Here is a 14,369-nt window from a genome sequence, read left to right on the forward strand (position 1 = left end):
TATTAATTAAAAGTGTACTGGAGGTAACAATGGAAGAAAATACATTTATACCTTATGGAAAATTAGGTATCGTAGCGTTAGAAAGTTGTACAGAACTAGCTGGGAGAATCGATTCGCATCTTGTGAGGATGAATAAAGAACATCCAACTAATTCAGCGGATACTTACATTATTGAATCAAAAGAAAGCAGATTTTCTAATGGTGAAGGAAAAATTGCTATAGAAGAAACTGTAAGAGGTAAAGATCTTTATATTATGTGTGATACAGGAAATTATAGTTGCACATATGAGATGTATGGTTTTACAAACCATAAAAGTCCTGATGACCATTTCCAAGACATCAAAAGAGTATTATCAGCTATAAGTGGAAAAGCAAGAAGAATAACTGTAGTAATGCCGTTGTTATATGCAAGTAGACAACACAGAAAAAGAGGAAGAGAGTCTCTTGATTGTGCCCTTGCACTTCAAGAATTAGAAAGTCTTGGAGTACAAGATATAATAACCTTTGATGTTCATGATCCAACAGTACAAAATGCAGTACCGATGATATCATTTGACAACATATATCCTACATATGAGACTATAAAAACTTTTATGGAAACAGAAAAAGATATTGCTGTTGATAAAAATAAAATGCTTGTTATTAGCCCTGATAGTGGAGCGATGGACAGAGCTATTTACTACTCAAGCGTATTGGGATTAGATATTGGACTTTTCTATAAGAGAAGAGATCATTCTAAGGTGGTAAAAGGCAAGAATCCTATAGTTAACCATGAATATATAGGAAGAGATGTTGAAGGACAAGATATCTTAATAGTAGATGATATGATATCTTCTGGAGAATCTATATTTGATATTATAACAGAGCTTAAAAAACGTAAAGCTAACAAAATATTTGTAGCTACTACCTTCTCATTATTTACAGAAGGAATTGCTAAGTTCCAAAAATTTTATGATGAGGGTCTTTTGAGCAAAGTTTATTCAACAAACCTTACTTATGTGCCAAAGGAAGCTATAGAATCAGAGTGGTATAAGGTTGTTGATATGTCAGAGTCTATTGCAAATATAATATATAATTTAAATTATGATAAATCAATAAGAGGAATTCTTAGAAATACAGAGAATATAAAGAGCTTAATAGAAGCTAGTAAATAATATAGGGTATAAAGACTACTATTATGATATATAGAAGATTAGTATCTTCAGATTATAAGCTTTGATAAAAGTATAAAATAGATAATTAGTCACAAATCCTATAAGCAGAGGTAATTCTAAAGATTATATTAAATCTTTAGAAACCTCTGCTTTTTTATTTTGTAATATATATCGACATTTTACATTATATTTTTTAATTCATTAATGATTTGTTGTAGAATTAAAAAAATTGTTAATGGATATATGAATAAAGCGACGAAGTTGCATTGAATAATAAATATTAATATGCTACGATATCTAGTAATAGGCTATTATAGGAGTGGAGAAGTTGGAAAATATTAATAACATAAAGAGGGTAGTAGTTAAGGTTGGAACTTCCAGCTTAACTTATAAAAATGGAAGATTAAACTTAAGGAAAATGGAAAAATTGGTGAGACAATTAGTCGATATCAGTAACGCCGGAATAGAAGTAGTTTTAGTAACTTCAGGTGCGGTAGGAGCAGGGATAGGTGTACTTGGTCTTAAAGAAAAGCCAAAAACTCTTCCAGAAAAACAAGCATGCGCTGCTGTAGGACAATTATCACTTTTACATATGTATCAAAAGATGTTTTCAGAGTATGGTAAGCATACTGGGCAAGTATTATTGACTAGAGATGATATAAGTGATAGAAAGAGGTATTTAAATGCTAGAAATACTTTCTTTTCACTTTTAGACTTAGGAGTAATTCCTATAGTAAATGAAAATGATGCTATCGCTGTTGAAGAGCTTAAATTAAAATTTGGAGATAATGATACATTATCTGCTATGGTTGCTTCGTTAGTTGAAGCAGATCTTCTTGCTATACTTAGTGATATAGATGGTTTATACGATTCAAATCCTAACCAAAATCCTGAGGCAAAATTGATACCTTCTGTTCATAAAATAACAAAGGAAATAGAGGCTATGGCTGGTGGTGCTGGAAGTAGTTTTGGTACTGGTGGTATGGCTACAAAAATAAAAGCTGCAAAAATAGCTACTGCTGCAGGGGTTTCTATGGTTATTTTAAATGGAGCTTCTGAAGATATAATAAATAGATTTTTAGAGGGAGAAACTGTGGGAACCTTATTCCATGGTACTGAAAGCCCGCTTCAAAGCAAAAAGCATTGGATAGCTTATGAAGCTGTACCACATGGAGTCTTATATGTTGATAATGGTGCTGAGAATGCTTTGAAAAATAACAAAAGTTTATTGCCAAAGGGAATTACAAAGGTTTCAGGAGTCTTTAATGATGGAGATCCTATAGAAATACTTAATGAGGATGGACAAAGCCTTGCAAAAGGTTTAACTAGTTATAATTCCTTTGAGATAAAACAGATTATGGGACTTGAAACTAGTGAAATTGAAGGAGTTTTAGGTCATAAAGATTATGATGTGGTAGTTCATAAAAATAATATGGTTTTAATTTAGTAAGGAGGGCTATGGTTTTGGATTACAGAGAATATTTAATTGAGAAAACTAAGGATGCCAAAGAAGCTGCAAGAACAATGGCTGTTCTTAGTACTGATGAAAAGAACAGTGGTCTTTTAAATATGGCAAAAGCCTTAAGAGAAAAATCTAGTGACATAATTGAAGAGAATAAAAAAGACTTGACAGCAGGTGAGGCAAAGGGCTTATCAAAAGCTATGTTAGAGAGACTTTTATTAAATGAAGCTAGAATCGAAGATATGGCTAAAGGAATAGAGAATATTGTTTCACTTCCAGATCCAATAGGAGAAGCAGTGAGAGGCTTTAATACAAAGAAAGGTCTTAATATAACACAGATTACAGTTCCACTTGGCGTTATAGGTATAATATATGAATCAAGACCAAATGTAACAGCAGATGCTTCTGCACTTTGTATAAAGAGCGGAAACGTTTGTGTATTAAGAGGTGGCTCAGAAGCTATAAACTCCAATAGAAAAATTGTTGAAGTTCTAAGTAATGCTTCTGAAGCTGCAGGACTTCCAAAGGGCGTTATAACTTTAATTGATGTGACAGACAGAGAAGCTGTAAATGCTTTAATGAAGCTTAACGGTTATATAGATGTGCTTATTCCAAGAGGAGGAGCAGGACTCATAAAAAATGTAGTAGAAAATTCTACTGTACCTGTAATAGAAACAGGAGCTGGAAACTGTCATGTATTTGTAGATGAAAGTGCTAACTTCAAAATGGCTGAGGATATAATAATCAATGCAAAGGTTCAAAGACCTTCTGTATGTAATTCTATAGAAACTATTTTAATACATGAAAAAATAGCACAGGAATTTTTACCTTTAATAAAAACTTCTCTTGAAAACAATAAAGTTGAGATAAGAGGCTGTGAAAAGACTCAAGGGATTATCGGAGGCAAAGCTGCTGAAGAATTAGACTGGGCTACTGAGTACAATGATTTGATTCTTGCTGTGAAAGTAGTTTCTAACATGGAAGAGGCCATGGACCATATCTATAAATATGGAACTAAGCATTCAGAAGCTATAGTTACAGAAAACTACGCTAATGCTCAGAAATTCCAAAGAAGTGTAGATGCGGCGGCAGTTTATGTTAATGCATCAACAAGGTTCACTGATGGAGGTGAGTTTGGTTTTGGTGCAGAAATAGGAATTTCAACTCAAAAGCTTCATGCTAGAGGCCCAATGGCTCTTAAAGAGCTTACTTCCACTAAGTATTTAGTAAATGGCAATGGTCAAATAAGATAATAAAAGTATCAATGGATTTTAGTTTAACCTTTAATCTATTGATACTTTTTTATACTTTTAAAAAAATTTGAGATTATAGTCTAGATTTTATAGTGATTTATTTTTAGTGTTTCTTTTAACTTTTCTATTTCTATGAACAATTACACCTAGGGTAATTACTGCAACGGATAAAGAGGCTACAGCAGTATATATATATATTGAATTAGATGTAGATTTTGAAAGACTTGGTAGTACCGTTTTTGTTAATGTTTTCATTACAGAACTATTTATATTGGTATATATAGGAATATTAGTGGTGCGTTCTCTTTCTTGTATTGTAACAGTTCCTATGATATTTTTTTCATCATCTTTGAAAAGATCTATATCGTAATTATATTTGACATTTAAGCTACTAAGGTTAAACGCATTGCTGTATATAGATGCATCCTCTGCTAAATACACAGGTACATCAATAGTTTTAGTTTTACCCCAGGTTATATATTCTTTATATTCAACTGGTATTGTTGTAAGCAGTGAATCCTTTGAATATGAGGTAACCTTTCCTGTTGCTGGTTCAGTAGTTGTTAATAAGCTTCTTTGGGCTTGGTAGCTGTAGTTTATTATATTTTTCATATCAGTATAAATAGTTTGATTTAAGTAAGAAGTTTCACAATTTAAAACTATTCCAACGATTTGCCTTCCATTTCTTTCGAATACTGATAAAAGACATCTTCCTGCTTTATCTGTAAAACCAGATTTTACTCCAACACAGCTAGGGTCGTAGAAATCAGTACCTTGTTGCAAAAATTTATTAGGGTTTCCAACTTGAACTGAAGTAAGACCAGGAAAATCAATATTAGTAGGGTTTGGCAATTGCCATACAGCTCTAATATTTGGATATTTTGCAGCTTCCCTTGCCATTATTGATAAATCGTATGCCGTTGTTAAATGTTCATTTGTATTATCATCTAAACCGTTGGTAGTTACAAAATTAGTACTGTTCATTCCAAGAACTTTTGCTTCGCTATTCATAAGAGCTACGAACTCTTTGTTGCTATCTGAACCTTTTGTAGGATAGTTTGTTGCTACAAGTTCAGTCATATCATTAGCAGAATATAACATCATAGCCTTTAGTGCAGCAGAAACAGGAATTTGTTGACCAATAGGAATATCTACTATATCCATGTTAATAGATGAAGGGTCTTGGATTTTTGCCGTCTGAGTATATGTAACCATGTCATCTATTTTAAAGAGTTTTTCCACCAATATAGCAGTCATTACTTTTGTTACACTTGCAGGATAAACTCTTGCATCAGGATCTTTGGCATAGATTACTTCACCAGTGCTTGCGTCAACTGTTATTGCATATTTTCCTACAATCTGTGGTTCAGGAATTGGTTCAGCAAAAGTTGTTTTTGAAAATGACAATAGCATTGTAGATGCCATTAATAAAGATAATAATTGTTTTTTCATGTTTAATTCTCCATTTTATAATGATTATATATTAGCATAAATATAACCTTCCTTGAGCTTGGGTTAAGCTCCTATAAGCAATTTTATAGATAGGAAGGCTAAAAATTTACTAGTACAAGCCTACGGTTATATAATATTAATGTAATTTATAGCTTATACTTATTTCCTTTTATTTTTTTCTTTCTTAAAACTATCATAAGACTTAACATAACAAGCACTAGAAAACCAGCACCAAGAGCGATAACACCATATAGCAAACTATAACTATTTGAATCAAGCTCTCTCATAGCTTTACTGTTTAAGTTAGTGTAAAGATTTACTGCATATGAGTTTTCTCTTTGCTTTAATGTAAGAGTACCTAAGATATTTTTATCTTCATTGCTAAAAATGTTAATATCATAATCATAGGTAAGTTTTATATCTTTTGAATTAATTTCATTAGTATAAGTTGATAAATCATCATCAAGTATTACTGGGACCTCAATAGTTTTTCTAGGTCCAAAGGTTTTAAATACCTTATATTCCACTGGTACTGTTAAGACCGTTGTATCTTTTTTATAGCTAGTGTTGACTCCAGTAGCTGGATCTGTGGCTTCAAGAACTTTCTTTTCAGCACTATAACTGTAATCAATTATTTGTTTCATATCATTAAAGGCAACTAAGTCATTAGGTGAAAGCTGCGAATTTAATACTACTCCTATAATTTGTCTGTTATCTCTTTCAAAAATAGATAGCAAACATCTTCCTGCTTTATCCGTATAGCCTGTTTTACTACCTATGCAGGTTGGGTCGTGAAGTTCAAAGTTCGGATAAACAAATTGGTTGGTGTTACCTATTTCGAAAGAAGCTAGTCCTGGAATAGCGATAATCGTAGATTTTAGGGGCCAGATCTCCCTTGTCCAAGGATTTTTAGCAACTTCTCTACCTAAAATTGTTAAGTCATAAGCTGTAGTTAAATGTTCGTTAGTATTATCATCTAAGCCATTAGAAGTTACAAAATGAGTATTAACCATTCCAAGACGCTGAGCTTCAGCATTCATCATAGCTATAAATTCTGTATTATCATTACTATTTCTTTTAGGTATATTAGTAGCAACCATTTCTGTCATGTCATTGGCAGAAGCTAATAGCATCGTTTTCAATGCTGTATCTGCAGAAATTTGTTGACCAACAGGGACTGAGAGCCTGTCTGTATTTATAGCTGAAGAAGGTTGCACCTTAGCGTTGGCAGTGTATGTAAGAAGATCCTCTTTACTTAAGTTTTTTTCCAGTAAAATTGCTGACATTAGTTTTGTTATACTAGCAGGATAAGCTTTTGCATCAGCATTTTTTGCATAAATAATCTCGCCAGTGTTAACATCTAGAGTTATAGCATATTGTCCAACTATATTCGGTTCTGGTAACGGTTCAGAGAAAACTTTTGTGGACAATGTTAACGATATAGCTAGGGTTGCCATCGTAGTTAAAATTGTTTTTTTCATAGTCAAATCTCCGTCTAAATAAATATTCATTAGGCAGTCAGGTAGTATTAATAAAACTGCCTTAATGTATCGTCAATATTTTTAGTATAACATTAGATATAAAGCCTTACAACTTAAAAAAGCATGTAACTGAGGGTTTTAATCTCATATTTTACTGAAAGATTTTAAGAAAATCTTTGATATAATAGGAATGAAAAAAAGTTTTGTGTTATATAAATATAAAACTAATGAAATTATAGTAATAAAGGGGTAAAATAAAATTAAGAAGAAAAATAAAAATTCATATCAAGAAATAATTAAGGGCTGATTTTAAGCTCTTAACTGAAGAAGTAACAAGTTTTTGCAAAAGGAGTAGGTACATATGACAGACAATAATTCAATGAAGGACTTTATGGACCAAATCGATAATTCCATGAAGAGAATAGTCAAAGGTCAAATGGTTGAAGGTGAAGTAGTATCTGTAACTGAAGAAGATGTGCTAGTAAGTATAGGTCACATGAAGGATGGAATAATTCCTAAGGAAAAAGCTACTTTTGATATGTCTAAGAGCTTAAAAGAACAATTTAATTTAGGTGACATCATCAAAGCTTATGTTGAAGTTGAAGATGACGGAGAAGGTAAAATTCTTTTATCTAAGGTAAAGCTCGATAGAGAAAGCAGTTGGGATGAACTTCAAAGATTACATAACACTCAAGAAATATTTGAAGTGACTGTTAAAGAAGCTGTAAAAGGTGGAGCAACTACTGAACTTTACGGTGTAAGAGCATTTATTCCAGCATCTCAATTGTCAATGAGTTACGTTGAAGATATAAGTGCTTTTGTAAATAAAGTGCTTAAAGTTAAATTGATAGAATTAAATAAAGATAACAGAAGAGTTATTCTTTCAGCAAAAGAAGTGGAAAGAGATGAACTTTCCAAAAAAATGGATAACCTATGGGAATCCATAGATGATAAATATAGAGTAGGCGACATTGTAGAGACTAAGGTAGTGAAACTTTTAAAATTTGGTGCTATAGTAAAGCTTGAAGAAGGGGTAGAAGGTTTAGTCCACAACTCTCAAATAAGCGATGATAGAGTAATGAATCCAGGCGATTATTTAAAAGAAGGCCAGGATATAAAGGTTAAAATTTTAACTATAGATAAGGTGCAAAAGAAAATTTCTCTTAGCTACAAAGAGGCAGTGGCTAAGGAACAAAGTACTGAGTTCCGTAAGTATGCTAAAAATGAAGACTTTGGAACAACTCTTGGAGATATGTTCGGAGATAAATTTAAAGATATTTTCAAATAAATATATTAAATAAAAAGTAACTATAAAGGAGCCATTCTAGAATTATAAGAAGGGCTTCTTTGTTTTTTAGATCGATAAAATATATTATATATGTCGGTTCACAATAACTGATACCTATGATATAATATTAAGAATTATTAGTAAAAAGTGTAATGACAAAAGGGGTCAGTAAGTTTATGGAGAAAGCTTTCAATAAAATTTTAAGGGTTGCTATGCTGATATTCTCTATTTTAATCGCATTAGCCAGTGCAATATCTGCAATAGTAGTAGCAATTAATATTAAGCTACCAGTCGAGAAGTCAAGTTTCCCAGTGTTTATATTAAATATATTCCTAGTGTTTTTTAGTTTTTATGGAATTTATATCTTTTATAAAAAAAGATCTATCCTAAAAGCGAAATTAGAAAAAATACATACAGGCAAGCTGCTCTTAGCTGCTATTCTTTTAGGATTTATTCTCAGGTTGCTATGGATATTCTCAGTACCTACAGTACCGACCTCAGATTTTGCAATGATGTTTGAAGGTGGCAAAGATGTTTTGGCGGGGGAGTACTATATTTTTAAGGGTACTAGCTATTTTGCACGATTTGCCCACGATATTATAACAGTAATGTATTTTGCTTTTTTTTATAAAATATCAGAAAGTCCGTTAATATTAATCAAGATATTTAATGTGTTATTTCAAACCTTAAGTATCTACAGTATGTATTTATTAGTAAAGGAACTTTATAGTGAAAAGGAAGGAACTATTGCAGCACTTTTACTGGCTATATTTCCTCCATTTATAATGTACTGTAGTGAAACAATGTCAGAAAATATGGCAATACCTCTATACATTCTCAGTTGCTATTTTTTCATTAAAAGTTTGAACAAAAGTTTCGGTAATATTATAATTAGTGGTACTCTCCTTTCTATAGCATCTATGTTTAGAAAGGTTGGAGAGGTGTTTTTAATAGCCTATATACTATATTTAATTATATATAAGATAAAAGAGAAACCTGTAAAAGTGGTATTATCGTCAATAACTATGATTGTCACTTTTATAATTCCTATGTATATAGCAAGTTCTATACTTTTAAGTAATGGGATAATTGAAAATCATATTTGGAATTCAAAAGAACCAAATATCACTTCCGTTTTAAAAGGAACTAATTTTGAGAGTCATGGAGGATGGAATTCAGAAGATGCAGCACTTCCAGAGCGTTGTGATTATGATTATGATAAAATAAATTCTGAGGCAAAAAAAATAATAAAGGAAAGATTAACAAAGAGCTCTCCTTTTGAACTTGTGAAACATTATACAGTAAAACTCTTTGGCCAGTGGTCAATGGGAGATTTTGATGCCTCCAGTTGGACCATTTCTAATGCTACAGATAATACTATATCTATAGGCATAAAGAAGTTGTTTAGAAGTTTTTTTGTATTAAGTGGATTATTTTATAGTATGTTGTTAATACTCACTTATGGTGGGGTAAAAACTAAAGGAAGTTTTAAGGATCATAGATTAAACCTATTTTATATACTATTAGGCGGCTTTGTATTACTTTATACTATAAGTGAGATGCAAGGAAGATATAGCTTTGTTCTATCTTGGGTATTTGTAATCTTTGCTATTGAAGGGATAAAGGGTGGTTTGAAATGGTCCAAATGATGAAATTTGCTCTTGTTGGAGTATCAAATACAGCTATATCACTGATAGTTTATAATATATTAGTGGTTCTTGGAGTAAATTATATGCTTGCAAACATAATAGGGTATTGTGTGGGCGTTATTAATAGTTTTATTTGGAATAAAAATTGGGTGTTTAAATCTAATGAAAATTCCTCAGCTATCATTTTTAAATTTGTAGCGGTAAACATTTTAACATTAGTTGTTACAACAATGTTTTTATATATATTTGTAGATATCCTTGGATATTCTAAGTTTATTTCTCAGATTTTTTCCACAGTTGTTGGAATGGGGATAAACTATTTATTAAATAAGATATGGACCTTCAAGGAGGTAAAATAGTTTGGACAACCTATTGATTTCAGTAGTCATACCAATGTATTTTGAAGAGTTAGTCGCAGAAGAATGTTACAATAGACTTACAAAGGTTATGCAGGACAATAATTATAATTATGAATTGATATTTATAAATGATGGAAGTAGAGATAAGACCATAGATATTCTAAAGCGGATAGCCAGAGCAGATGCCAAGGTAAAAGTTATAGATTTTTCTAGAAATTTTGGGCATCAGACAGCAGTTACTGCGGGAATAGATTATTCTAAGGGCGATGCAGTAGTAATTATCGATGCAGATTTGCAAGATCCACCAGAATTAATATATGATATGGTGAAGTTGTGGCAACAAGGCTTTGATGTGGTCTATGCAAAAAGAAAAAAACGAAAGGGAGAAACTTTCTTTAAACTTACAACAGCAAAATATTTCTATAAATTTTTAGCCTATATGTCAGACATAGAAATCCCTAAGAATACTGGTGATTTTAGATTAATAGATAGAAAAGTTGCAGATGCTTTTTCTTCTATGAAAGAGAGAAATCGATTCGTACGAGGTATGATATCTTGGGTAGGTTACAATCAAACCTATGTAGAGTATGAGAGAGATGAAAGATTTGCAGGGGAAACCAAGTATCCATTAAAGAAAATGATAAACTTTGCAGCAGATGGAATTATAGCCTTCTCTTCGAAACCGTTAAAACTCATAATGTCTATTGGGTTTATTGCTGTAATAATTTCTTTCATCGTTTTAATATATTCCCTTGTATATAGATTTAGTGGTCATGATATAGAGAGAGGATGGACATCAATTATGGTGGCGATAACTTTCTTTAGTGGAGTACAGATGCTATCATTAGGAGTGGTTGGCCAATATATCGCGAGAATTTATGATGAATCAAAGAGTAGACCACTATATTTGATTAAAGAAAAGATAAATTTTGATGAGAATGATAAGTAATAATATGTTTTAAACACAATAAAATATAAATGTAGAAGCTATAAAAGCTATGGGATATGGTAACTAATCTAGGTTACCATTATCACATAGCTTTTTTGTAACACAAAAACTAAACAATAATAATACAATGATAGTGATAAAGCGTTTTTGTGGATGCTGAAAAAATTTCATTGGAGGGTGCTATGCAAGCAAACAACCCTAATAGCCTATTAGGTGTGGATTTAAATGAGTTTAATAAAGATGTAAATCTACAAGTGCTAGCTAGGCGCTTTGGTTTTATTTACTTAAGAGCCTGTAGTTATGGTAGCGGCAGACTTGTAGTTGATAAAAAGTTTGCCGAATATGCTAAAGAATGTAGAGATAATGGAATACCTGCAGGTGGATACATTTATTCTATGCCATCAAGTGACTTAACTACAGCAGACGAACAGTGTGATACCTTTATAGAAATTTTACAGACTGGTTTCGGTAATAATGACTATGGTGACTTGTTTCCAGTTTTGGATGTAGAAGGTCCAATAGAGAATCTTATACCAACCACGGATTTGATAGATTGGATTGAAAGGTTCAAGAAGAGGTTTGAAAGAAAAACGAGAAGACGACTTATGTTATATGTAGGGGAATACTTTGTGGGTTTGTATGACAATTTCTATTATCCAGGAAGAGGGTTTCCTTTATCTGTAATGCCCCTTTGGATAGCTAAATATAGACTAGCCAATGTTAATGATCCTATACCAAGTAATGTGGGAGGCTGGACTAGGTGGAGAGTATGGCAATATTCTGAGACTGGTTCTGTACCAGGGGCTAGATATCCAGTAGATTTAAATTATGGTCCAGATAATATAGATTATTTAATTCAGCCGGATATAGTTTCTGGGCTAACTGCTACAAGAAGAGGAAATAATATTTATGTAAGATGGAACGCAAATAAAGATTTAGATTTAGCTGGTTACAATTTGTTTATAAATCGGAACTATGTAACCACCTTAGGAAAAACTTCTACTTCGTATAATATACCACTAAGAAAATATAATTATCTAAAAACCCCTTATATAGTAGCCATCGAGGCTTTTGATAGAGATGGAGAGGTATCAAAACGACGTGCCAGTGTAACTATACAAAGAACAAGGAATGAAGAGTTCTATGAAGAAGTGGAAGTTAAGGAGAAATATAATGTCTATATAAGATATCCTGAAGGTTTTAATCCAGAGGAATTGTATTTTGACGAAGTTGATTCATAAAAGAATGGGTTTAGATACGAAATATATAAAGCTATAATACTATATAAAAAAACCTCCTAATTTGGAAATTGAAATTTAGGAGGTTTTTTATGAAATATTAATTCAGTATCTAAGGAGTATACTGTGGCTAGTTTTCGAGATTGTAATTTATACTATGATTCTAAGGTTGGAAACTATTTAATTGAGTACAAAGGCAATTTTGATGAGCAAATAAAAAAGTTGGATTATGCTTGTGGACAAATAGTTACTGAGATTATAGCTATAGTAGCTGTAGCGGAGAAAGATATTAGGAGACTTCTACGAGATGTACCATCTATTCGATATATTGATTTTAGAAATATGTATGTACTTCAGGATATCTCCCCTTCTTTTGTAAATACAATTAATGTTATAAAAAATAATCCGTATATTAATCTTACTGGGAAAGGTGTCTTAATAGGGTTACTAGATACAGGAATAGATTATCTAAATGAAGAGTTTATTAGAGAAGATGGAACTTCACGGATAATTAGTATATGGGACCAAAGCATACGAAGTGACAAAAATGAAGAATTATATATGGGAACTTTATATTCTAATGAACAAATAAATGCAGCCATTAATGCTTCTAAAAATAAGCAAGATCCTTATTTAGTAGTGCCATCAAAGGATGAAAGGGGCCATGGTACATCTCTAGCGGGAATTATAGGCGCAAGGGGTTATAGTAGTGATTTCCAAGGAATAGCTCATGATAGTGATTTTGTGGTGGTAAAACTTTTTGAATCTACTAACTTTAAGGAAACCTTAAAAGAAAATGGAGTAAAGGATACTCCAGTATATAACGCTTCAGAAATTGTTAGTGCAGTTGACCATTTACGTAAAACTTCATTAATCCTGAGAAGACCAATGGTTATATGTTTAAGCATTGGTAGTACTGAAGGAAGTCATAGTGGAGGAAGTTTAATTTCTAGATATATAGCTTCTATTGGAAGCGTAAGAGGAATCTGCATAGTAGCAGGTGGAGGAAACGAAGGAGCATCTCAAGGACATGCATCAGGATTTATCAAAGGTGTAGGGGATATGCAAGTTGTGGAATTAAAAATACCTACAGAGATGAAACGATTTTCTTTTTATATATGGGTACGCAAACCTAATAGAATATCAATAAATGTTATATCTCCTACAGGAGAGACTTCACAGCTTGTTGAATCTAAAAAAGATAAAGTACAGGTATTTAATTTTCTTTTTGTAAGAACCGTTATGACTGTAAAATATCATACCCCAGAATATTTTACAGGTAATGAAAATATAGAAGTTATATTTAACAATATAAAACCTGGAATATGGACTTTTCAACTTATTGGAGTCTATGTAACTAGTGGTAGGTTTGATATATGGCTCCCGCCCAAAGATACTTTGCCAGAGGATACCATATTTCTAAGTGCAGATCCTTTTAATACTTTAACTACTCCATCTATGGCTAATAATGTTGTAACTGCAGCCTATGTTGGAGAAGATGGTTCCTTTATTTCTTCTTCAGGAAGAGGCTTTGATCTAAGTTCTAATGTAAATCCCAATATTGCAGCAGTAGGAGAAAATCTGCTTACTACAAAGCCTTTAGGTGGAATAACTACTATGTCTGGAGCTTCCGCAGCAGTTGGAGTTATTGCTGGAGCTTGTGCTCTTTTACTGGAATGGGGAGTTGTAAACGGCAATGATCCTACAATGTATTCAAAAAAGATTATAAGTTATTTAATGTATGGAGCTAAAAGAAATGAATTATATAAGTATCCTAGCCGAGAAGTTGGATATGGGGAGCTTGATTTACTAGGAACTTTTAATGTGATAAGTAGAGGTTATAGAACTGATAAAATAAAAGCAGAATTTCAAATAGTCAGTGATAAAAAAGAAGAATTCTTACCTCAAGAAGATAAATTTATAAAATATACAATCGGTAGCGTCTTTGTAAGGATTCCAAGGGATAAATTGAAAAATATTAATTATTTGGCGGTTAAAAGTACTTAAGATGAGATGTTTTTTTACTTAAAAATAATATTAAGGAATTAGACTAGTTGATTTTTACTATTGATTTAAGTTAGGTG

At 32.0% G+C, this 14,369-nt stretch carries 11 protein-coding genes; 9 read left to right on the forward strand and 2 right to left on the reverse strand.

From position 1 onward, the window contains the following. Positions 1-29: 29 nt before the first annotated feature. The 3 genes from CLOCEL_RS07725 (at position 30) to CLOCEL_RS07735 (ending at position 3,869) form a co-directional block, all read left to right on the forward strand. Positions 30-1,154, forward strand: coding sequence for a ribose-phosphate pyrophosphokinase (locus tag CLOCEL_RS07725; protein ID WP_010077511.1), 1,125 nt, complete (start codon positions 30-32; stop codon positions 1,152-1,154). A gap of 328 nt (positions 1,155-1,482) precedes the next feature. Further along, on the forward strand, positions 1,483-2,601 hold the full coding sequence (gene proB / locus CLOCEL_RS07730; protein ID WP_010077510.1) for a glutamate 5-kinase: 1,119 nt from the start codon (positions 1,483-1,485) through the stop codon (positions 2,599-2,601). A gap of 11 nt (positions 2,602-2,612) precedes the next feature. Next, on the forward strand, positions 2,613-3,869 hold the full coding sequence (locus tag CLOCEL_RS07735; RefSeq protein ID WP_013291677.1) for a glutamate-5-semialdehyde dehydrogenase: 1,257 nt from the start codon (positions 2,613-2,615) through the stop codon (positions 3,867-3,869). Positions 3,870-3,956: 87 nt separating this feature from the next. Here the strand turns inward: CLOCEL_RS07735 and CLOCEL_RS07740 are convergent, their stop codons facing one another. Both CLOCEL_RS07740 and CLOCEL_RS07745 read right to left on the reverse strand, forming a co-directional pair. Next, positions 3,957-5,321 (reverse strand): D-alanyl-D-alanine carboxypeptidase family protein, encoded by a 1,365-nt coding sequence (locus CLOCEL_RS07740; protein ID WP_010077508.1) that lies wholly within the window; start codon positions 5,319-5,321, stop codon positions 3,957-3,959. Positions 5,322-5,467: 146 nt separating this feature from the next. Continuing rightward, positions 5,468-6,802, reverse strand: coding sequence for a D-alanyl-D-alanine carboxypeptidase family protein (locus CLOCEL_RS07745; protein WP_010077507.1), 1,335 nt, complete (start codon positions 6,800-6,802; stop codon positions 5,468-5,470). Positions 6,803-7,163: 361 nt separating this feature from the next. On the opposite strand from CLOCEL_RS07745, the gene CLOCEL_RS07750 reads away from it, so the two are divergent. From CLOCEL_RS07750 to CLOCEL_RS07775, 6 genes are all read left to right on the forward strand, one after another. Beyond that, positions 7,164-8,090 (forward strand): S1 RNA-binding domain-containing protein, encoded by a 927-nt coding sequence (locus CLOCEL_RS07750; protein WP_010077506.1) that lies wholly within the window; start codon positions 7,164-7,166, stop codon positions 8,088-8,090. A gap of 176 nt (positions 8,091-8,266) precedes the next feature. After that, positions 8,267-9,739 (forward strand): glycosyltransferase family 39 protein, encoded by a 1,473-nt coding sequence (locus CLOCEL_RS07755; RefSeq protein ID WP_010077505.1) that lies wholly within the window; start codon positions 8,267-8,269, stop codon positions 9,737-9,739. Further along, the gene (locus CLOCEL_RS07760) at positions 9,736-10,098 is read left to right on the forward strand and encodes a GtrA family protein (protein WP_242655238.1); all 363 of its coding nucleotides are present in this window, start codon (positions 9,736-9,738) and stop codon (positions 10,096-10,098) included. Before CLOCEL_RS07755 ends, CLOCEL_RS07760 begins: the two co-directional genes overlap by 4 nt. 1 nt (position 10,099) lies before the next feature. Then, entirely contained in the window at positions 10,100-11,047 is a 948-nt protein-coding gene (locus CLOCEL_RS07765; RefSeq protein WP_010077503.1) for a glycosyltransferase family 2 protein, read from the forward strand. Between the two features lie 182 nt (positions 11,048-11,229). Beyond that, positions 11,230-12,288 carry a glycoside hydrolase family 25 protein gene (locus CLOCEL_RS07770; RefSeq protein ID WP_010077502.1) on the forward strand — a complete coding sequence of 353 codons (1,059 nt, stop codon included), beginning with the start codon at positions 11,230-11,232 and terminating at the stop codon, positions 12,286-12,288. Positions 12,289-12,411: 123 nt separating this feature from the next. Beyond that, positions 12,412-14,292, forward strand: a complete 1,881-nt coding sequence (locus CLOCEL_RS07775) for a S8 family peptidase (protein ID WP_010077501.1) — start codon at positions 12,412-12,414, stop codon at positions 14,290-14,292. Positions 14,293-14,369 lie beyond the last annotated feature (77 nt).

The sequence above is a fragment of the Clostridium cellulovorans 743B genome (genome assembly GCF_000145275.1).
GTDB lineage: Bacteria > Bacillota > Clostridia > Clostridiales > Clostridiaceae > Clostridium_K > Clostridium_K cellulovorans.